This window comes from Mesonia maritima (genome assembly GCF_042433895.1).
GTDB lineage: Bacteria > Bacteroidota > Bacteroidia > Flavobacteriales > Flavobacteriaceae > Mesonia > Mesonia maritima.
Genome location: NZ_JBHLUA010000012.1, coordinates 1016334 through 1038877 on the forward strand (window position 1 = coordinate 1016334; position 22544 = coordinate 1038877).

19 protein-coding genes are annotated in these 22544 nt (G+C 35.3%); 17 read left to right on the top strand and 2 right to left on the bottom strand.

Features of this window, described 5'->3' with window-relative positions:
- Position 1 precedes the first annotated feature (1 nt).
- The 4 genes from ACFFGL_RS11450 (at position 2) to wrbA (ending at position 1623) form a co-directional block, all read left to right on the top strand.
- On the top strand, positions 2-397 hold the full coding sequence (locus ACFFGL_RS11450; RefSeq protein WP_309729607.1) for a DUF5675 family protein: 396 nt from the start codon (positions 2-4) through the stop codon (positions 395-397).
- A gap of 12 nt (positions 398-409) precedes the next feature.
- On the top strand, positions 410-640 hold the full coding sequence (locus ACFFGL_RS11455) for a hypothetical protein (RefSeq protein ID WP_309729610.1): 231 nt from the start codon (positions 410-412) through the stop codon (positions 638-640).
- 10 nt (positions 641-650) lie between these two features.
- Positions 651-803, top strand: coding sequence for a hypothetical protein (locus ACFFGL_RS11460; protein WP_309729613.1), 153 nt, complete (start codon positions 651-653; stop codon positions 801-803).
- A 223-nt stretch (positions 804-1026) separates the two neighbouring features.
- The gene (gene wrbA, locus ACFFGL_RS11465) at positions 1027-1623 is read left to right on the top strand and encodes an NAD(P)H:quinone oxidoreductase (RefSeq protein WP_309729616.1); all 597 of its coding nucleotides are present in this window, start codon (positions 1027-1029) and stop codon (positions 1621-1623) included.
- Between the two features lie 125 nt (positions 1624-1748).
- Here wrbA and ACFFGL_RS11470 read toward each other — a convergent pair whose 3' ends face one another.
- Positions 1749-3677, bottom strand: coding sequence for a polysaccharide biosynthesis protein (locus ACFFGL_RS11470; RefSeq protein ID WP_309729619.1), 1929 nt, complete (start codon positions 3675-3677; stop codon positions 1749-1751).
- 286 nt (positions 3678-3963) lie between these two features.
- Here ACFFGL_RS11470 and ACFFGL_RS11475 point away from each other — a divergent pair, with 286 nt between their 5' ends.
- From ACFFGL_RS11475 to wecB, 6 genes are all read left to right on the top strand, one after another.
- The gene (locus tag ACFFGL_RS11475; RefSeq protein ID WP_309729622.1) at positions 3964-4704 is read left to right on the top strand and encodes a tyrosine-protein phosphatase; all 741 of its coding nucleotides are present in this window, start codon (positions 3964-3966) and stop codon (positions 4702-4704) included.
- A 119-nt stretch (positions 4705-4823) separates the two neighbouring features.
- Positions 4824-5582 carry a polysaccharide biosynthesis/export family protein gene (locus tag ACFFGL_RS11480; RefSeq protein ID WP_309729625.1) on the top strand — a complete coding sequence of 253 codons (759 nt, stop codon included), beginning with the start codon at positions 4824-4826 and terminating at the stop codon, positions 5580-5582.
- A gap of 7 nt (positions 5583-5589) precedes the next feature.
- On the top strand, positions 5590-7989 hold the full coding sequence (locus tag ACFFGL_RS11485; protein WP_309729628.1) for a GumC family protein: 2400 nt from the start codon (positions 5590-5592) through the stop codon (positions 7987-7989).
- 85 nt (positions 7990-8074) lie between these two features.
- Positions 8075-9316 carry a UDP-N-acetyl-D-mannosamine dehydrogenase gene (gene wecC / locus ACFFGL_RS11490; protein WP_309729630.1) on the top strand — a complete coding sequence of 414 codons (1242 nt, stop codon included), beginning with the start codon at positions 8075-8077 and terminating at the stop codon, positions 9314-9316.
- Between the two features lie 10 nt (positions 9317-9326).
- Entirely contained in the window at positions 9327-9671 is a 345-nt protein-coding gene (locus ACFFGL_RS11495; protein WP_309729633.1) for a phosphomannose isomerase type II C-terminal cupin domain, read from the top strand.
- Between the two features lie 73 nt (positions 9672-9744).
- Positions 9745-10809: a non-hydrolyzing UDP-N-acetylglucosamine 2-epimerase gene (gene wecB / locus ACFFGL_RS11500; protein WP_374708762.1), complete on the top strand. Its 1065-nt coding sequence runs from the start codon at positions 9745-9747 to the stop codon at positions 10807-10809.
- A gap of 170 nt (positions 10810-10979) precedes the next feature.
- Here the strand turns inward: wecB and ACFFGL_RS11505 are convergent, their stop codons facing one another.
- The gene (locus ACFFGL_RS11505; protein ID WP_309729638.1) at positions 10980-12263 is read right to left on the bottom strand and encodes an OmpA family protein; all 1284 of its coding nucleotides are present in this window, start codon (positions 12261-12263) and stop codon (positions 10980-10982) included.
- 252 nt (positions 12264-12515) lie between these two features.
- On the opposite strand from ACFFGL_RS11505, the gene rfbA reads away from it, so the two are divergent.
- The 7 genes from rfbA to ACFFGL_RS11540 all read left to right on the top strand — a co-directional run bounded on the left by rfbA (position 12516) and on the right by ACFFGL_RS11540 (position 22459).
- Positions 12516-13382, top strand: a complete 867-nt coding sequence (gene rfbA / locus ACFFGL_RS11510) for a glucose-1-phosphate thymidylyltransferase RfbA (RefSeq protein ID WP_309729641.1) — start codon at positions 12516-12518, stop codon at positions 13380-13382.
- Between the two features lie 74 nt (positions 13383-13456).
- Positions 13457-13888 (top strand): DUF2061 domain-containing protein, encoded by a 432-nt coding sequence (locus ACFFGL_RS11515; RefSeq protein ID WP_309729643.1) that lies wholly within the window; start codon positions 13457-13459, stop codon positions 13886-13888.
- Entirely contained in the window at positions 13881-14477 is a 597-nt protein-coding gene (gene cysC, locus ACFFGL_RS11520) for an adenylyl-sulfate kinase (protein ID WP_309729646.1), read from the top strand. The genes ACFFGL_RS11515 and cysC overlap by 8 nt, the downstream gene beginning before the upstream one ends.
- 25 nt (positions 14478-14502) lie before the next feature.
- Positions 14503-15408: a sulfate adenylyltransferase subunit CysD gene (gene cysD / locus ACFFGL_RS11525; RefSeq protein WP_309729649.1), complete on the top strand. Its 906-nt coding sequence runs from the start codon at positions 14503-14505 to the stop codon at positions 15406-15408.
- 37 nt (positions 15409-15445) lie between these two features.
- On the top strand, positions 15446-16702 hold the full coding sequence (locus tag ACFFGL_RS11530; RefSeq protein ID WP_309729652.1) for a sulfate adenylyltransferase subunit 1: 1257 nt from the start codon (positions 15446-15448) through the stop codon (positions 16700-16702).
- Between the two features lie 232 nt (positions 16703-16934).
- Entirely contained in the window at positions 16935-18860 is a 1926-nt protein-coding gene (locus tag ACFFGL_RS11535; protein WP_309729654.1) for a M1 family metallopeptidase, read from the top strand.
- Positions 18861-19075: 215 nt separating this feature from the next.
- The gene (locus ACFFGL_RS11540) at positions 19076-22459 is read left to right on the top strand and encodes a beta strand repeat-containing protein (protein ID WP_309729657.1); all 3384 of its coding nucleotides are present in this window, start codon (positions 19076-19078) and stop codon (positions 22457-22459) included.
- Positions 22460-22544: the final 85 nt, after the last annotated feature.

A 22544-nucleotide genomic window follows, 5' to 3' on the forward strand; every position in this document is an offset into this window, starting at 1 on the left:
TATGGAACTGGTATTAAAACGAAGTTATTTCAAAAAGGGATCAAATGGGTCCCTCTTTATAAAAGGAAAGCTGTTGTGCCATTGCATTGAACTTCCTTGGAAAAATAATAAGCGATCACACTCGTGTATTCCTGAAGGGAAGTACCGGTTAAAACTTCGGTATAGCCCAAAGTTTAAATGGCATTTTCATGTGCTGGGGGTACCTAATCGGTCTTTTATTTTATTTCATCCTGCTAATAACGCTTTACGCGAATTACGGGGTTGTATAGCGCCGGTAAAACGCTTGAGTGGTCCAGGGAAGGGATTGGATTCCAGGGTAGCTTTTCAGCAATTGAAACAACAGGTGTATCCCGCTCTTAAGCGTAAAGAACCTGTGTTTCTAATTATTAATTCTTAAAAACAATAGCTTATGAAATTATCAGATAGAACCAAAAAACCAACACCTAAATTCTTTAAAGTCCTACGAACTATCGGACTTACCATAGCAGGAATCGGAGGTACCCTTGTGGCCGCTCCGGTAGCTTTACCCGCCATCGTGACGACGATTGCCGGTTATTTTACCGTAGCAGGAGGGGTGTTAAGTGGCGTAAGTCAATTAACCGTAAGTGATGATGAACGTGCTTTAAAAGATGAAAAATAGTAATTTTTTAGTGAATGGCACAACGGGAGGCACCATTTGTAGTGTTTTGCCAATGTTGAATTCTGAAGAGATTATGCGAACCATCGCCTTGGCTGCGATTGGAGCATTAGTAAGTTTTGTGGTTACGTTTCTTATAAAAGCTTATTTTAAGCAAGACAAGTAAACGCAATATACTGAAGTGATTAAAAGGACTGTCTCTTAGGAGACGGTTCTTTTTTTGTTACCATTTTACGCACAACTTAGCTAATTAAAATTTAATAAATACAGCTTTTAAAATACTACGATTAGAAAAGTAACCGAAAGAATGGAAAAAAATTATAAAAATTTTAAAGCTTGTTTTTCTTTTAAAGATTTGATTTAAAGTATCTTCAAAACAAAAACTAATTATGAAGAATTTAAAACTAGCAATTATTTATTATAGTGCCACAGGGACAAATTATAACTTGGCAAAAGAAGCTGAAACTGCAGCGAAAAACATAGGCGTAAAGGAAATTCGTTTTAGAAGAGTAGAAGAAACAGTACCTGAAGAGGTGATGAAAGAAAATGAAGATTGGTTTAAGCATTACAACAAAACGAAAGATATAAAAATAGCTTCGGTAGATGATCTAGATTGGGCAGATGCTATTATATTTAGTGCGCCAACGCGTTACGGAAATTTACCATCTCAGTTAAAAAGTTTACTCGATGCAACAGGAGGATTGTGGCAAAAAGGAAAATTGGTAAATAAAATAGTGACTGGAATGACAAGTGCTGCAAATCCACACGGCGGTCAAGAAACTACACTACTTTCCTTATATAAAACAATGATGCATTGGGGCGCAATAACCGTTGCTCCGGGTTATGCAGATCCGATTATATTTGAAACCGGAGGGAACCCTTATGGGTTTAGTATGGTAGGCGGGAAAGACCTTGACGATAAACAGAAAAAGGCGATCGCAGTGCAAGTAAAAAGAGCTCTAGAAGTAGCAGAAAAGCTAAGTTAAAATAGCTCTTAAATTAAATTATAAAAAGGGTCGAACTTCATATAGTTTGATCCTTTTTCTTTTAATAATATAATATATAGGCTGTTCATCAAAAATGTAAAACTCTTAAAAACTTCTATAGATAATTAAGAATATTTTTTACTCTCAAGTTGTTGAGCTAAATCCGCTGGTTTAAATTCAGGGACTAATTCTTTTAAGGTGCAAATGGCGGTTTCAGCTTCATAGCGTTTTACACTATCAAGAAGTTTAGTAAGCAAAGCTTTTTTCGAAGCATCAAAATTATGAGTAGCTTGGGCGATCATAATTTTTTCGTGATGCGTAGGCAGTGTAGATTCTTTATCGGCCAAGAGTTCTTCATAAAGTTTTTCTCCGGGGCGTAAACCGGTAAATTCAATTTGAATATCCTTATAAGGAACCAAGCCTGTAAGGCGAATCATATGTTGGGCTAAATCGATAATTTTAATAGGAGAACCCATGTCAAAAACATAAATCTCGCCCCCATTTCCCATAGCGCCGGCTTCAAGAACGAGTTGACAAGCTTCATCAATAGTCATAAAATACCGCGTAATTTCGGGATGTGTAACAGTAACGGGACCATTTTCGGCAATTTGTTTTTTGAAATGTGGAATTACCGAACCATTCGAGCCGAGTACATTCCCGAAACGCGTGGTAATAAATGTGGTATAATGATTTTGTTGTAAAGCTAACGATTGAATATAGAGTTCAGCGGAACGCTTAGAAGCGCCCATAATATTGGTAGGGTTAACCGCTTTGTCAGTAGAAACAAATACGAAACGTTCAATTTTAAATTCAAGCGCTAAATCGGCTACATTTCGAGTTCCTTGAAAATTAACACTTAAGGCTTCGATGGGATTCGATTCCATCATCGGAACGTGTTTATAGGCCGCTCCGTGGAAAACAATTTCAGGTTGAAATTCTTCAAAAAGTTGACGTAATCTTTTTTTTCGGCGTACGTTACAGATGATTTTCTCATAACATAAGCCTTGTGATTCCTCATAATTTTTATCCAATTCAACCACCAATTCATGAAGGGGTGTTTCCGCTTGGTCTAATAAAAGAATTCTTTTTGGTGAAAAAGGAATTAGTTGACGCACAATCTCGCTACCAATAGATCCCGCAGCACCGGTCACTAAAATCGTTTTATTATGGTATAAGCCCCGTAATTTTTCACGATCTAATTGAATAGGAGAACGCTGTAATAAATCTTCAATCTTAATCGCTTGAAGATTTCCGTAACCTGACTGTCCTTGCCAGTCTTGTAATTTTGGTAGTTTATAGATCTTTAATTGCAGGTCTAATAGCTTCCCTAAAATAGGACTGTCATTTTCACGGAGTTTTTGTAAATTGGCATCACTAACAATTACTGCATCGGCAAGGGTTGAGCTTTTTTCAAGTTGCTCGATATTATAAATAGGAAGGTTGAAAATACGGGTTTGATGAGACTTTGAATGATTGCAAATAAAACCAATAACCTTAAAACTGTTGTCATTTTCAGAGATAATTCCTTCGGCCATCGCTATGTCTTCTCTATCGATTCCGAGAATATAAGCGGTTTTTCTCTTTTTACTACGGTTCATAACTTGGTAGGTCTTTTTAATCACCACTCGGAAAAAGAAAAGAAAAGAAAAGGCTATAAAACCGAATACGATAATTCCGGCATCTAAAATGAGTTTTTCTCCAGTAAGCCAAAAATAAATTCGATTAATTAATAGTAAACTAATTACTGAAACACTTGTTACCCGTAATTGTTTAATGGCATCGCGAAAACTCGAATAGCGAACTAATCCGGAATAAGATTTAAATAGTAAAAAACAGCAGCCTTGCACCCCAAGCATGATCCAAATACCTATAGATGTTGTAAAAATAGGATAAACACCTTCGGTGCTAAATACAAGAAAAAAAGCACATTGTGCCGCTAGAAAGCTTAGAAATAAATCAATTAAAAAAATATACTTTCGCGGAACATAATTTTTTACTAGTGGTTTGGCAAGCTTAATTAGTAAAGTGCCAACCTTCTTTGTTCGCTCTATCATTTCATATCAACATTATGCACTTGTATTACCTGGGGAGTAATACGGCAAAGGTAATATTTTTTAACAACTTTGTTTTAAAATTTTCAAAAATAGAAGCGATAAAAATTTTTGATTTGAAGCATCATTATTTAGGTGAATAGATTAATAGGCCATGGTATAGGCTAAAATTTTCAAACTGAATACTTTACTTTTAAATAAAATGAAGATAAGTATGAAAGTTCTGAAGAGAACTAAATAAAAATTCTTCCATATGTTTACCTTTGTATGAATACGTAAAAATAAGGATATGAGTTTGTTTTTTCCTACCAAAATAGCCTTGTCAGAAGTAATAAATGGAATGGTGGATATTCACAATCATTTGTTGCCCGGGATAGACGATGGAGCACAAAACGAAGATGAGACGTTAAAAATGCTGAATTCCTACGCTAATTTAGGAATAAAGAAAATAGTAACTTCCCCTCATGTGATGGAAGGAAATTACCCTAATTCTGTGCATACTATTCAACAAAAACTAGAGCAAGTTCAGAAGTTAATAGAAGAAAAAAAAGCAGAAGTAAAAGTTGAAGGAAGCGGAGCTGAATATATGTTGGAAGAGAATTTTAGAACTTTATTGAAAAAGAAAGAGATTTGTACAATAGCGAAAAAATATGTCTTAGTAGAAATGTCTTATTTTCAAGCGCCTTTAAATTTAGAGGAAATTATTTTTGAAATTGAACACACGGGATATATTCCTATTTTAGCGCATCCCGAACGCTATAATTTTTATAAAGACGAAAAGGACTATGCTAAATTATTGGAATTAGGCTGTAAATTTCAGCTTAATCTATTGTCGTTAAGTCGGCATTACGGAGAGCACGTACAGAAAAAAGCTTTTTCATTATTAAAAAAAGGATCGTATACTTTTCTAGGGACCGATGCTCACCATGAAAAACATTTGGAGAAGATAGCGACTATAAAAGTTAAAAAGAGTCAAGCGGAAGAAATTAAAAAATTGGTAAAAAATAATAATGCACTTTTTAAAAAATAATTTTTGAAAAACTAGTTATTGAAGACTTGAGTAAAAGTTAATGTATTGCTAACGGTATTTGCTGTAAAAAGAAAATAGAGGCTTTTTATCTTAAAAAACTTATCTATATTTGCAATCTTATGAGAAAGATTTTAGTAGTCCTTATACTTGTCAGTTTAGCAAGCTGTGCAACTAAGAAAGAAGTATTATATTTTCAAGATATAGATCAAGCTGAATTAGCAGCGGTAGATTCTTTATATCAGCATCCGAAAATTCAGGTAAATGATATTTTAAAGATAGATATTACCGCGTTAGAAGAAGAAACCACTTTACCGTTTCGTTTTGAAAAGCTGCAAGTGCAAAACAATAGACAACTTGACCTCTTAAAACTAGATGGCTATTTAGTAGGTAAAGATGGAACTATTACTTACCCACAACTTGGAGAAATAGAAGTGCTTGGGAAAAGTACACAAGAAGTTCAAACTTTATTAAAAAATAAGCTTACAGCATTTATAAAAGACCCCTCTGTAAAAGTACGATTGATTAATAACAAGTTTACTATTATGGGTGAAGTAAAAGCTCCCGGTACTTATACGACTACTGAAGAGGTGGTTTCGTTACCGCAAGCGTTGGGAATGGCAGGAGATTTAACCATAAACGGGAAAAGAAAAAATATTCTCATTATACGACAAACTGAAGGGCATCAAGAAACAAAACGGATAGATCTTACCCAGTCCGATTGGTTAAATACAGAATATTATTATTTAAAACCGAATGATATTGTTTACGTAGAGCCTAATAACCCAAAAGTGCGTTCCGCAGGATTTATAGGAAGTTTGGGTTCATTGTTATCGTTAGCCTCAATTATGTTAAGTGCCGCAGTAATAATTTTTAGATAGGAAATAAATGATAGAACAAGCACAGCAACCCTATCAGAATAAAGAAGAAGAGCAGGGAGAAGATTTAAAGCAACTCATCGTTAAGTATTTAAGGTATTGGCCATGGTTTGTAGGTACTGTAATACTTGCTTTATTTTTAGCATTTATTTACTTGCGTTATGCTCCTAAAATTTTCCAGACCAATACAGAAATTAAAGTCTTAAAGGAAAACGAAAGCGGCTTAGATCTTACCGGTTTACAAGGGGCAAGTACTTTATTCGATATGAGTAAAGTGAATTTGGAAAATGAAATCCAAATCTTAAAGTCGAGAAGGATATTAGGGACAGTGGTAAACGATCTTGAATTAAGCACCCGTTATTATAAGGAAGGAAATGTAAAGAATGCAGAGCTGTGGAAAGAAAATGTCCCCTTTAATATCAGATGGAATCTGCACGATTCTCTTATAAATAAAGAAGAAGAAAAGCTTTTTAGGATCATTTTTACTGAGGCCGACAAATTTATTGCTCAGAAGGAAGGATCGGAAGAGGAAAAAAATGCAATCTTAAATGAAGCAGTAAATGTAGAGGGGTATACTTTTGAAGTCATTTTAAACGAAGATTATACAGGAGACTATCAAAAAGCCCTGCAAGATGAGGTGTTTTTGATAGCTTTTAATGCTCCTGAAAAAGTCGTGAATAGTCTTTCCAGACAGATTCAAATATCTCCGGTAGGTGAAAAAAGTGAAATATTAAATATATCTCTAAAAGGGCAAACTCCACCAAAAAATGAGGCGATTTTAAATCGGTTAACGTATCAATTCAACCATGATGGAATTCGAGATAAGCAGCGTATATCGGAACGTACAGGAGAATTTATAGACGAACGTCTAAAATTTTTATTTAAAGAACTTGATACGGTAGAACGAGGAATTGTAGATTATAAACAAGATAATGATTTTGTAGATATTGAAGCCAATGCCACTCAATTATTTACGAAAGAAGGGCAGGCAGAAGCGAGACGTTATGAGCTTGAAACACAAAAAGCAGTAGCGGAAGATTTTAGTGAGGTGTTGAAACAAGGTGAAGAATATACATTATTGCCTGCAAACCTAGGTATCGAGAACGAAAGTGTAAATACCCTTACAGAATCGTATAATGAATCGGTGTTACAAAGAGAGAAATTGCTTATCTCTGGTACGCAACAGAATCCATTGATTTTAAATTTAGAAGAGAAACTTAATCGTATAAAAAAGAATATTACTCGGAGTGTCACTGCGTATATAAATAGTCTGGAAATCTCTCTTCGAAATATCCGTCAGCGTGAAAATGTTTCTTCTGGTCAGCTGGGTACGCTTCCTAAAAAGGAAAAAGAAATCAGAGCAATTACACGTCAGCGTGAGGTAAAAGAAAAGCTATACTTGTTTTTACTTCAAAAAAGGGAAGAGGCAGCTTTACAATTTGCTACGACTGCACCAACTATAAAAATGGTAGATTACGCCTATACACAACCAGAACCGGTAGCTCCAAAAAGTGCCATTATCTTATTAGCGGCATTAATTTTAGGTTTATTGTTGCCATTTGGTGTTTTATATGTGAAGTTTTTATTAGATACTAAAATTTCGAATAAAGAACAGGTAAAGCGTTTATTAGGAAGTAATATTCCTGTAGTAGCTGAAATTCCACAAGTTGAAAAACAACACGCTGTCATTTTAAAAGCGTTCGATCGTACAGTTATAGCAGAGGCTTTTAGAATTTTACGGACAAACTTATCCTATTTTAAATCACCGGACAAAAAACTTGATGAAGCGCAAGTGATCTATGTAACTTCTTCTACTAAAGGAGAAGGAAAAACATTTACGTCTATTAATTTGGCAAGTACCCTAGCTGCCACGGGTAAAAAGGTGCTATTAATGGGATGTGATCTACGAAACCCCCAACTGCATACCTATATCAAAAAAGGGAAAAATGCTCCTGGGGTGTCATCCTATTTATATGATTCATCGGTGAACATAAACGATATGGTCATTAAAGAGGTGTTAGATATAAAAAATTTGGATATCATTTTATCAGGAAGTATTCCTCCTAATCCTGCTGAGTTATTACTGAATGGTCGTTATGATATGTTAATGGAATATGTAAAAGGTAATTATGATTATGTGATAGTGGATACCGCGCCTACTATTCTTGTAACAGATACCTTATTAATTTCTAATCATGCTGATCTTACCGTGTATGTAGCAAGAGCTAACTATACCGATATAAAGCTTATGGAACATATTAAAGAAATGTATCATCAGCAGAAGCTTAAAAATATTGCTCTTGTAATTAATGGGGTAGAAGAAAAAGGAGGTTATGGATATAATTATGGTTATGGATACGGTTATTCTGAAGCTTCTCCTGTTAGCCGATGGAAGTTTTGGAAAAGATAATTTCAATTTTTATTTAAATAGTTCTCTTATATCCTCATCGAAATTTATACAAGATTAATTACAATCTTTATATCTTTGCGATACGATGAGCAAAAATGAAATTTCAGAAAATTCACCAGAAGTTGTAACTATAGGATTAGGCTATATCGGGTTACCGACTTCTGCATTAATCGCACAAGGAAAAACAAAAGTTTTCGGTGTAGATTTAAATCAAACAGTAGTTGATACGATTAATAAAGGGAAAATCCACATCGTAGAACCTGAATTAGATAATGTAGTTGAAGAAGCCGTAAAGACAGGTTATTTTTCAGCGGGTTTAAAACCGCAAATAGCGAATACCTACGTTGTAGTAGTTCCCACGCCTTTTAAGGGAAATCATGAACCCGATATTTCCTATGTTGAAGCAGCCACGCAAGAAATAATTCCGCTTTTAAAAGAAGATGATTTATATATAATTGAATCCACTTCACCGGTAGGAACAACTGAGAAAATGCTAACCCTTATTGAAACTAGTCGTCCGGAACTGAAGGGTAAAATAAATGTAGCTTATTGTCCCGAACGCGTGTTACCAGGAAATGTGATGTACGAATTAGTTCATAACGATCGCGTAATTGGCGGTATAAATAAAAAAAGTACAGATAAAGCGGTAGCATTTTATAGAAAATTTGTAAAAGGACAGTTGCATAAAACAAATGCGAGAACTGCCGAAATGTGCAAACTTACAGAAAACGCATCTCGCGATGTACAAATTGCTTTTGCCAACGAACTCTCTTTAATTTGTGACAAAGCCGATATTAATGTATGGGAGTTAATAAATCTTGCAAATAAACACCCGCGTGTAAATATTTTGCAGCCCGGTTGTGGTGTTGGGGGTCATTGTATTGCGGTCGATCCTTATTTTATCACTTCAGAATTTCCGATGGAATCTAGATTAATAGGGAAAGCGAGAGAGATCAACAATTATAAATCTTTTTGGTGTGCTGAGCAAATCAGAAATGCTAAACATCAATTTCAGTTAAAGCACGGCAGAACACCTTCCATTGCATTAATGGGATTAACATTTAAGCCTAATATAGATGATCTAAGAGAATCGCCTGCAAAATATATCGCTCAAAAAGTTTTACAAGATGCTAAAGAAGAAACCTATTATATGGTAGAACCGAATATTAAAGAGCATCAGGTTTTCAAGCTTACCGATTATAAAATTGCGGCTGAAAAGGCAGATATTGTTGCATTTTTAGTAGCACATAAAGAATTTAAATCGTTAACATTTAAATCTCATCAGCAAATTTTGGATTTTTGCGGAATAAAAAGTAATCTTAGCTAAAAGAAAAAATATGGAACACGATAAGCGTCCTTGGGGGCAATATTGGGTATTAGAAGATTCAAAAAGCTATAAAGTAAAGCGTGTAGAAGTTCATCCTAACCATCGTCTTTCTTATCAATACCATCATAAGCGTTCCGAAATTTGGACGATTGTTCAAGGTGTCGGTCAAGTCACTATCAACGGAGAAGTAAAAGAATACGGAGTAGGCGAAGTAGTTAAAATTCCGCAAGGAGCAAAACATAGAATTGCCAATCCAAAAGAAGATGAAAATTGTGTTTTTATTGAAGTACAAGTAGGAACTTATTTTGGTGAAGATGATATAGTAAGAATTCAAGACGATTATAGTAGAGAATAATCTATTGAAAAATTTATAGCTTTTGAAAACTAAACATCTTATAATTTTTGGAACCAGACCCGAAGCTATTAAAATGGCTCCTTTGGTAAAATGCTTTCAAAAAGAAGAAACATTTGAAACGAAAGTTTGTGTAACCGCGCAACATAGAGAAATGCTAGATCAAGTCATGGATTTTTTTGAAATCACGCCTGATTTCGATTTAGACTTGATGAAGCCAAACCAAAATTTGTATACACTTACTGCTGAAATAATCGTCCAGCTAAAAACTGTTTTAGAAGAATTTCAGCCGGATTATGTATATGTTCATGGCGATACTACCACTACAATGGCTGCAAGTATTGCTGCTTTTTATAGTGGCGCAAAAGTTTGTCATGTAGAAGCAGGTTTACGCACTCACAATAAACGATCTCCCTTTCCAGAAGAAATTAACAGACAATTAACCGGAAGAATTGCAGATATTCATTTTGCACCTACTGAAACTTCTAAAGAGAATTTAGTAAAGGAAAATATTCCACTAGAAAATATTTTAGTAACCGGAAATACCGTTATCGATGCTTTACTTTCCAGCGTGAAAAAAGTAAACGAAAATCCCACACCAGTAGTTGAAAATCTAAAGGAAACTTTTCAAGAGAAAGAGGTAATTCTTATCACAGGACATCGTCGTGAAAATCATGGTAAAGGGTTTGAAAGAATCTGTAAAGCGTTAAAAGAAATTGCTAAACAAAATCCTGAAACACTTCTAGTCTATCCTGTACATTTAAATCCGAAAGTTCAGGAACCGGTTAACCGAATATTACACGAAGTAAAAAATGTTATGTTGATTGAACCGTTGGCTTATCAAGATTTTATTTGGTTAATGAACAGGTCTAAATTAATCATTACTGACAGTGGTGGGGTTCAAGAAGAGGCGCCAAGTTTAGGAAAACCGGTTTTAGTTATGCGAGATACAACAGAACGTCCTGAGGCTGTTGAAGCAGGAACGGTTATTTTAGTAGGGACTAATTCAGAAAAAATAGTTAGCGAAGCTACAAAACTACTTCAAAATTCTAATGCTTTTGAAAAAATGAGCAAACGACATAATCCGTATGGAGATGGAAAAGCTTGTAATAGGATTTTAGAACACATGAAAAAGTTGTAATCAAATACATTGTTCTTTCTTCCTAAAAGTTATAGAAAAACTATTTCAATTTATTTTTATTTTTTTTGAAAAGCTCACATTCACTATTTAGTGAATTGGTTTAATTCATAGGGAATAAAAAAAGCGTCGATATTATCGACGCTTTTTTTATCAAAATATTTATCTACTAATTATTTTAATTTGAAAGTAACTCTTCTTACTAATTGACGAGCTCCTCCTGAAGATTTATCTACTGAAGTATCTTCACCACTTCCAGTGTGGCTTAATCGATCTGCGTTTACTCCCGCTGCAACTAAAATATCATAAACTTCTTTAGCACGACGCTCAGAAAGTGTCTTGTTGTAACCTGGATCCCCAATTTCATCTGCATAACCAATTAGTTCTGCTTCAGCATTTTCATGCTCCATCATATACTTAATTAAGTAATTTACAGATTGTAAAGAATAAGGTTCTGGTTCAGTGCTGTTAAACTTGAAATAAACATTTACATAACCTTCATCGATTAATTTTCTAATAGTTCCTGAATCAGCTCCACTTACCGTATTATTACTTCCTGATTTAGCGTAACGTTTATCTAATGAATCTTCAATTTCATCTGGAACTCCATTTCCGTTTTTATCTACTGCTACTCCTTTACTATTAACAGCAACACCATTCATTGTATTTGGTTCGCGATCTAAATAATCTGGAACACCATCTTTATCGGTGTCTTTCATATCATTTTCGATATCAGCTAAACGTTGACGAAGAGAATCTACATCTTTAGCTAAACCATCTTCTTTTTCATTGTACCAGTCTGCGTGTTTTTCAGCGCTACCTAAGTAAACTGTAAGACCTACTGAAGCATTTACTAAAAAGCCATCAACTCCTCTTATATTATTTCTCATTGTTCCATCATAAGTATAAGATTGACGAATATTTCCAATTGCAGAAACATCACCGGTTAATACAAAATGGTCACTTAACTTAACTTGTGGTGTAATACCAGCAATTAAGTTTAACATCTGGTCATTTCCTTGTTCAAAAGGCTCTTCAGCTTTTAAAACCGAATATCCTAAACCACCGTGAAATAAAACATTAATGGTGTTACTCCATTCTCTAAAGTTCATAATGTCTCCTGCATTAACAACTCCTTGAAGTGAGGTGCGAATAATACGACTTTTAAATTCTAACGATTCATCATCACTTTCGATACTTTGGTATCCACCATCGATTTTTAAACCGAATCGATTGGTAAACATATAACGTACCCCAAGTCCACCTTGTCCAAAGCTAGGTGTGTTGGTGAAGTAACCAGGAGCAAAAGCTCTACTAGGTTTATGAACACCAGCTTCTAATTCAATAGACCAGCGATTAAAATCCTGGTTTTCTTGGCTCGTATCATCTTGAGCTTGAGCATTTACTCCTAAAAGAGTGCAGGCTGCTAAAAGTGTAATCTTTTTCAAATTCTTCATGTCTAAAATTTTTTCTGATATAAATTGATTGACGTTGTAGTCTAGTGAGCAAATATAAAATTTTTTAAAAGGGGGTGGGCATTATACCCCTCGAATTATCATTTATTTAAGATTTTTTAATATGAATTAACATGATTCTGTATTTCTTATGATTTATAACTTTCCAATTATGCATAATGAACATATAATATATGTTAGGTACTGAAGAATGAGTAAGTAAAATTCTATTATATTTATCACCAAAATTCACATATGAAAGGTATAATTTTGGCAGGTGGTTCTGGAACGCGCCTTTTTCCTATTACTATAGCTGTAAGTAAACAATTACTCCCGGTATACGATAAACCGATGATTTATTATCCTTTATCGGTATTATTAATTGCAGATATTAAAGAAATTTTGATCATCACCACGCCTTTAGATAAACCTCTTTTTCAGAAGCTGTTAGGTGATGGAAGTGCATTAGGCTGTAAATTCACGTATGCTGTTCAAGAAAAACCTCAAGGATTAGCCGAAGCTTTTATAATAGGAGAAGAATTTATTGGGGATGATCATGTAGCTTTAATTTTAGGAGACAATATTTTTTACGGTAACGGATTAGGAAATTTACTTCGTGAAAAGAGAAATAAACCCGGAGCATCCATTTTTGCTTATCCCGTTAAAGATCCGCAGCGGTATGGTGTAGTTACTTTCGATGACAATCATAAAGCCACAAAGATTGAAGAAAAACCTAGTGATTCAAAATCTAAATATGCTGTACCGGGAATTTATTTCTATGATAATCAAGTAATAGAAATGGCGAAACAAATTCCTTTTTCAGCAAGAGGGGAAAAGGAAATTACCGCTATAAATCAACTTTATTTAGAAAAAAATCAGCTAGAAGTAGGCGTGATGCAACGTGGGATGAGCTGGTTCGATACAGGAACCGTAGATTCTCTAGATGATGCTACCGAGTTCATAAGAGTTCTTCAAAATAGGCAAAGCACTATGATTGGTTGTATTGAGGAAGTAGCTTATCGAAGAGGTTTTATAAATAAAGACCAATTGAAAGCAGCCGCCGAGAAATATAAAAAATCGAAATACGGAAAATATTTAAGTGAAATAGCAGAAGAGATTTAAATTTCGATTTGTAACTACTGCAATGCTATTATATCTTTGGAAGTTTAAATTTGAGATATAGATTTCATTAATAAATGTCACAGCAAGTAAGTTCTAAAAGACACCTAGCAAAAACAGTTACATGGCGTTTAGTGGGAACTTTAGATACGATGCTTATTTCTACCATTTTAGTTGGGAATCCATTTACAGGAATAAAAATCGGTTTTTTAGAAACTTTTTCTAAAATGGTACTTTATTATGCGCACGAACGTGTATGGGTAAGGGTAGATTTAACTAAAAATGATGAATTTCAGAAAAGTAAAACCCGTCACATAACCAAAGCAATCACCTGGCGTTTTATAGGAACCTTAGATACGTTTTTACTAAGTTGGTTTCTAACAGGAAATCTTATCGCAGGATTAAAAATTGGAGGCGTAGAATTAATTACAAAACCAGTTTTATATTACCTGCACGAAAGAATTTGGTACAAAAGCAATTATGGAATAAAAAGAAGATGCAATGAGTGAAAATACAATAAAACAAATCTACAGCCTCTCCAGAGAAAATCGAGAAAATAAGTATGGTCATTCTTCTTATTTAGTTTGGTTTACTGGACTTTCAGGGTCAGGAAAATCAACCCTCGCCAACGCTTTAGAAAAAAAATTATTCCAACAAGAAAAGCATACCTATGTATTAGATGGAGACAATATTCGCCAGGGAATTAACAGAGATTTAGATTTTTCAGAAAAAGGACGTTCAGAAAATTTAAGAAGAATTGCTGAAATTTCTAAGCTCTTTATAGATGCAGGAATTATTACCTTAGCCGCATTTATTTCACCTTTAGAAAAAGATCGCGAACGGATTAAAGAAATTGTAGGAAATAAAAATATAGTCGAAGTTTACGTTGAAACAAGTCTGCAAACCTGTGAAAAACGTGACGTAAAAGGTTTATATAAAAAAGCTAGAAAAGGAGAAATTCATAATTTTACCGGAATCGATTCGCCTTATCAAACGCCCAAAAATCCTGATTTTGTAATAAATACGGAAGAAAACACCATAGAAGAAGCAACTCAAAAACTGCTTACATACCTGAATAAAAAATTTAGTACTAGCTAATATTTCTAGTTGAAATAAAATAAATATGAGTAAATATTATTTAAACTATTTAGAAGAATTAGAAGCGGAAGCAATTTACATTGTACGTGAGGTTTACGCGCAATTTCAGAATCCCGTAATTTTATTTTCCGGCGGAAAAGATTCAATTTTAGTCACTCATTTGGCTAAAAAAGCATTCTATCCCGCAAATATTCCATTTCCGCTAATGCATATCGATACGGGGCATAATTTTCCTGAAACCATTCAATTTAGAGATAAACTTATTGAAGAATTAAAGGCGCGTCTTTTGGTAGGCTCGGTTCAAGAATCAATCGACAAAGGAAGAGTAGCCGAAGAAAAAGGAAAAAATGCGACTAGAAACGCTTTACAAATCACGACGCTTTTAGATATTATTGAAAATGAAAAAATAGATTGCGCGATTGGGGGCGGAAGAAGAGATGAAGAAAAAGCCAGAGCCAAAGAACGTTTCTTTTCTCATCGCGATGATTTTGGACAGTGGGATCCTAAAAATCAACGTCCCGAATTATGGAATTTACTAAACGGGAAACATTTTGAAGGCGAGCATTTTCGTGCATTTCCTATCAGTAATTGGACAGAAATGGATGTTTGGAACTACATCAGCAAAGAGAATATCAAAATCCCGTCACTTTATTTAGCACACGAGCGGGAAGTGGTTTGGAGAAATAATTCTTGGATACCCAATTCAGAATTTTTAAAGCTTGAAGAAAATGAAAAAGTTGAAACTAAAAAAATACGTTTTAGAACTTTAGGCGATATCACTATAACTGGCGGAATTGAAAGCGAAGCCGATACCATAGAAAAAATTGTAACCGAAGTTGCCAGTATGCGAAAAACCGAACGCGGAAACCGTTCTGATGATAAGCGATCGGAAACCGCTATGGAAGATCGAAAACGCGAAGGTTATTTCTAAAAACGAATAAAATATTTCTCCATTATTTACAGTTAATATGAAAATAGATAAAAACCAATTATTACGATTTACAACTGCAGGAAGTGTAGATGACGGAAAAAGTACTTTAATAGGAAGGTTGTTATACGATTCAAAATCTATTTTTGAAGATCAGTTAGAATCCGTAGAAAATACTTCTCGAAAAAAAGGACAAGAAGGTGTCGACTTAGCACTTTTTACCGATGGTTTAAAAGATGAACGTGAACAAGGAATTACCATCGATGTTGCCTATCGCTATTTCACTACGCCTAAAAGAAAATTTATCATCGCCGACACTCCGGGTCATATTCAATATACAAGAAATATGGTTACTGGCGCTTCTACAGCTAACGCTGCGGTAATTTTAATCGATGCGCGTCACGGTGTGACCGAACAAACCAAACGACATTCATTTATAGCTTCCTTATTGCAGATTCCGCACATCATTGTTTGTATCAATAAAATGGATTTAGTAGACTTCCAAGAAGAAGTTTATGAAGATATCATCACACAATTCGAAGAGTTTTCTTCAAAATTATTATTAACCGATATTCGTTTTATTCCCATAAGCGCATTATTGGGTGATAATGTAGTTAATCGTTCCGCAAATATGGAATGGTATAAAGGTTCACCTTTATTATATGAATTAGAAAATATTCATATCAGTAGTGATATAAATAAGGTAGACGCTCGTTTTGCAGTACAAACCGTTTTACGACCTCAAAATGAAGAATTTAAAGATTACCGTGGATATGTAGGAAGAATCGCCAGCGGAATTTACCGCATTGGCGATGAAATTGCAGCGCTTCCATCAGGATTTACTTCAAAAATAAAAAGCATTCACCTTGCTGATAAAGAAATAAATGAAGCTTTTGCGCCAATGTCGGTAGCAATGACGCTAGAAGATGATATCGATATAAGCCGTGGCGATATGTTAGTGAAAACCAACAATCAACCCGAAACAATTCAAGAATTCGATGTAATGTTATGCTGGTTAAATAACGAAGCTGCAAAACCGAGAGCGAAATATACCTTAATGCATACCACAAACGAGCAACGCGCTATAATTAAAGAAGTAACCTATAAAATAGACATCAATACCTATAATAGAATTACCGAAGATACAAATTTGACAATGAATGATATCGCGCGCATAAAAATAAGAACTTCCAAACCTATAATGCTCGACGCGTACAGAGAAAACCGAAATACGGGGAGTTTAATTTTAATTGATGAGCAAACCAAAGAAACCGTAGCTGCCGGAATGATTGTTTAGCCTTTATAAAAATACGTTAAAATAAAGAAAGCTTTTGTGAGGTTTTTGCAGTTATACTGAGCTATTTTGAAGTTGATCTAATTAAGATTTGGTTTTAGTGAAGTAATTCTTACTAGAGCGATTCATTTAACAAAAAAATAAAATTCTTCTAACATTCAGATTTATTAAACTTTCGGCATTAATGCACTTTTAGTAAATTTGACTGGAAAATACGTCAATTTAAAAATTTACAATGAAATATTTCAAAAAAAATCTATGGGCGATCCTCGCGTTTGTTCCATTTTTAATGAATGCGCAAAATCAACCGGCAAAAGAAAATAATCAGGGAATGTTCGATGAATTTATGTATCGACGCGGAAATTCCTACCGAACAGCTTCTGGAAAACCCGGTCCCGATTATTGGCAAAATCGCGCAGATTATGAAATAGAAGTCGAATTAAATGATCAAACACATATCGCGACCGGAAAAGTTGAAATCGAATATACAAACAACAGTCCAGAAGACTTGAAATTTCTGTGGTTGCATGTAGAGCAAAACCGCTTTTCTGAAAATTCTCGCGGAACGCTTACTACGCCCATTCAAGGCAATCGTTATAATGGTGATGAAGAAGGCGGTTACAACCTTTCCCAAGTTAAAGTTGAAGGAGAAATTGCAAAATACATCATTACCGACACACGTATGCAAATTTGGTTAAAAGAACCTTTAGAACCCGGCGAAGATGTTGAATTAAGTATGAATTTCAGCTATAAAATTCCTGTAGAGGGAATGGATAGAATGGGTCGTTTAAAAGTGGAAGATGGTACTATTTACGCAATGGCACAATGGTATCCCAGAATGGCAGTTTATGATGATGTGGTAGGTTGGAATATTGAACCTTATTTAGGAGCCGGAGAATTTTATTTAGATTATGGTGATTATGATTATAAAGTTACTGTTCCTTATAATCATATTGTAGTGGGATCAGGAGTACTTCAAAATCCCAAAGACGTCCTTACGAAAACCCAGCTTGACCGAATGGAAAAAGCTAAAAAGAGTGAGTCTACTGTTTACATTATAAAGCCAGAAGAAGTTGGGACGGCAAGTTCAAGACCTGTTAATAGTGGAAAATTAACGTGGCACTTTAAAATGGAAAATAGCCGCGATGTTGCTTTTGGAAGTTCAAAAGCATTTATTTGGGACGCCGCAAAAATTAATTTAACCGATGGAAAAAAAGCAATCGCACAATCAGCTTATCCTAAAGAAAGTGACGGGCAGGGAGCGTGGAGTCGTTCTACAGAATATACAAAAGCATCAATTGAATATTACGGAAAAGAATATTTTCCTTATCCCTATAAAAGTGCCGTAAATGTAGCAGCAGATATTGGCGGAATGGAATATCCCGGTTTAAGTTTTTGTAGTTGGAAAAGTAAGGGTGAATCTCTTTGGGGTGTAACCGACCACGAATTTGGTCACAATTGGTTTCCAATGATTGTCGGCAGTAACGAAAGAAGATATGCTTGGATGGATGAAGGTTTTAATACATTTATCAATCATTATAGCACCCTCGCTTTTAATAATCAAGAATATCCTTCTAGTTTAGATCAAACAAGAAATTTAACCAATTATTTAACTAAGGAAACCCGAGAAGGAATCGACAATTATCCAGATGTTACCAATCTGCGGAATTTAGGCTATACCGCTTATTACAAACCTGCGGTTGGTCTAATATTGTTACGCGAATATATTTTAGGTGAAGAACGATTCGAAAATGCTTTTAAATCCTACATAAAAACATGGGCATTTAAACATCCGCAACCATCAGATTTCTTTAATCATATGGAAAATGTTGCTGGAGAAAATTTAGCTTGGTTCTGGAAAGGATGGTTCTACGGAAATGAAAATATCGATATCGCCATAGAAGAAGTGAAAGAATATCAGGGTAATTATATAATTACCGTAGTGAATCAAGGTGAAATCCCAATGCCGGTAAAGCTAGAAATTACATTTGAAGATAATTCCACAAAAACGCAAATCTTACCTGTTGAAATATGGCAACGTACAGATAAGTGGGATTATTTATTAGAAACTGATAAGAAAGTTAAAAAAGTGCAATTCGATGCACAAAAACAAGTTCCCGATGTTAATGCTGCAAATGATACTTGGCCAAGCGAAAAGTAAAGTTTACTATTTTCTCAAAAAACCTCTTCAACTGAAGGGGTTTTTTATTATTCTCGTTAGGATGAAGACAATAATAAGAATGTTTAAATTCAAAAGAATTATTTTTGTTAATCATTTATAAATCAAGTTAATTAATCGTTAAAATAGAAATTAATAAAAACCCCAAGTAAGCTTGGTGCGTAAATTTCCGCAACATTATAAACCAAAAAAATATTATGAGAAACTTTACTTATTTAGTTGCCACAATGGTACTGTTAAGCCTGAGTTCACTAAACGCCCAAGTGGTTACGAGTGGACAAGATGATGGTTCCGATGGAACTTTACGGCAAGAAATTTTAGATACACCTTCAGGAGGTACAATTACTTTTGATCCAATAGTTACTTCCGTTACTTTAGATAGTGAATTAACTATTAATAAATCTATTACTATTTCAGGTGGAAATCTTTTGGTACCAAATACAACTATCGATGCCGATAACAATGGTAGAGCTTTTAACATCACGGCGGGAACAGTTGTATTTAACAACTTAGATATTATTAATGGAGTTGAAGTTGATGGCGGAGCTATTTTTATAGCGAATGCGACATTAACGATAAACGATAGTAATCTTACTGATAATACTGCAAATGGTGCTTCAGGTTCTGGAGGAGCAATTTATGTGAACTCTGGAGGAACATTAGTTATAAATAATTCTGGAATTTCAAACAACGTTGCCAATAGAGCTGGAGGAGGAATTGAGGATAATTCCGGTGCTGGTTTAAATATCACTTTAAATAATGTAAATCTAAATAACAATAATGCAGGTGTTTCTCCTGCTACCGCTGCTCCTGGAAACGGAGGTGGTTTACATATTACAGGTGCTGGAGATGCTGAAATTACCGGGGGAACAGTAAACAATAACCTAGCTGCAGCCGAAGGTGGTGGACTTTGGAATGGTAGCGGAACGATGACCGTAGACGGAACGACAATAGATGGAAATACCGCAAGTGGAGCAATGGCAGACCAAGGCGGTGGTGGAATTTTCAATGAAATGGGAACGTTAGTTGTTCAAAACTCCACCACAATCTCAAATAATATTGCCGATGGAGCTTCCGGTTCTGGTGGTGGAATTTTAAATAATCAGGGAAGTTTAACGATAAACGATTCTGAAATTAGCGATAATTCTGCAGTTCGTGCCGGTGGGGGAATAGAAGAGAAATCAGTAGCTGGAAGTATGCTTATGATGACAAATGTAGATTTATTAAATAATGATGCTGCTTCAAATCCTGGAAATGGCGGAGGACTTCACATTTCTGGTTCAGGCGATAGCAATATTACCGGTGGAAATGTAAATGGAAATATTGCTGCATCCGAAGGCGGTGGTCTTTGGAATGGTAGTGGTATAATGACCGTAGATGGAACGACTATCGATGGAAATACCGCAAATGGAGCAATGGCAGACCAAGGCGGTGGCGGGATTTTCAATGAAATGGGAACATTAGTTGTTCAAAACTCCACTACAATCTCAAATAATATTGCTGATGGAACTTCTGGTTCTGGCGGTGGAATTTTAAATAATCAGGGAAGTTTAACAATAAACGATTCTGAAATTAGCGGTAATTCTGCAGTTCGTGCCGGTGGTGGAATTGAAGAAAATTCAGTAGCTGAAAGTATGCTTACAATGACAAATGTCGATTTAATGAATAACGATGTTGCTTCTAACCCAGGAAATGGTGGAGGTCTTCACGTTACCGGAGCAGGCGATAGTGATATTTCTGGTGGAATGGTAAGTGGAAATACGGCTAGTTTAGAAGGCGGAGGTCTTTGGAACGGGAGTGGAAGTATGACAATCGATGGAACAACAATCGATGGAAATACCGCGAGTGGAGCTATGGCAAATGAAGGCGGCGGCGGAATTTTTAACGCTGGCGGAATGCTAATGGTGATGAACGCTACAATTTCTAATAATATCGTAGATGGAGCTTCTGGTTCTGGTGGTGGAATATTAAACGATATGGGAAGTTTAGAGGTACAAGATTCAGATTTTGAAATGAATACTGCAGTTCGTGCCGGTGGCGCTATCGAAGAAAACGCTACTGATGGAAGTATGTTAACGCTTACTAATGTAAATTTTGATTCAAATTCAGCTAGTGCTGCTCCTGGAAATGGAGGAGCTTTGCATATCTCAGGAAATGGTGATGCAATGATCACAGGAGGAACAGCAACAAATAATTCTGCAGCTTCTGAAGGAGGAGCTTTATGGAATAATGTTGGTGAAATGACAATTGACGGAATGACTCTTGAAAATAATACTGCAGCTGGTGCTGCTTCCGATAATGGCGGAGGAGCTGTTTTTAATAATGGCGGTGATCTTATGATCATGAACGGTACAATGATTGCCAATAATTTAGCTACAGGAACTGCTGGTTCTGGTGGTGGTTTATTTTCTACTGCGGGATCTGTAATAATCTCAAACGCGATGTTCGATTCAAATTCAGCGATAAGAGCCGGAGGAGCAATTGAAATCATTGATGGAACGTTATCTATAGATGATTCAGATTTAACTAATAATGATGTAAATGGAGTTGCAGGAACAGCTGCGCCAGGAAATGGAGGAGCACTGCATATCACAGGAAATAGCACGGTAACAATTCAGAATTCAATGTTAACCGGAAACGAAGCTGCACAAGAAGGTGGAGCACTTTGGAATCAAGCCAATTCAACAATGAATATTATTATGACTACTGTAGATAATAATCTTGCTGCCGGAAATGGCGGAGGTGGAATCTATAATAATGGGGGAGATTTGTATATAGAAACCTCTACGATTTCAAATAATAATGCATCTCTAATGACCGGTGGCGGATTAATGAATGATATGGGTTCAACTACAATTTTAAGAAGTACTTTTGCAGGAAATAGTGCAACTACCAACGGAGGTGGAATGTACAATAATGATGAAATGACCTTGAATGCAGTTACAGTAGCAATGAATTCAGCAGCTGTAAATGGCGGCGGAATTTCGAGTATGGCTTCAATGAGTATGACAAATACGTTGGTGGCTGAAAATACAGCAACGAGTGGTCAAGATGTTTCTGGAATGATAACTTCAGGAAATTATAACCTTATTGGAACAGATGACGCTGGAATTTTCACTGTAGATACAGATGATATTGTAGGAACGTCTCCATTATTAGGAAGCTTACAAGATAATGGTGGAGCAACTTTTACGATTGCATTAATGGATGGAAGCGAAGGAATCAATGCAGGAAATCCTAATGATACCTTTAATGACCAGCGTGATTACTCAATTCAAGGAAGACGCGATATTGGGGCTTATGAAAACGGAGGTCAGTTAGGAATTAACGATGAACCAACAGTGTCGTTAGCAAAATTATATCCTAATCCCGCACAGGGAAGATTAACCATAGAATTACCAGATACAACGATTTCAGAAGTTCAAGTGAAAATCGTTTCACTTACCGGTCAAGTTGTATATGAAAATGAATTTTCAGGAAGTAAAAATCAATTAGATATAAGCAGAATCTCTGCCGGAATCTATATGGTGAATTTAAATACTGAAGGAAATTCTACCACCCAAAAATTAATAGTCGAATAATTTGGACTAACTGTAGTGCGCAAAAAAAGGCTATCCACTTGGGTAGCCTTTTTTTGATTTGCAAAGCGATATAATATAGTATCTT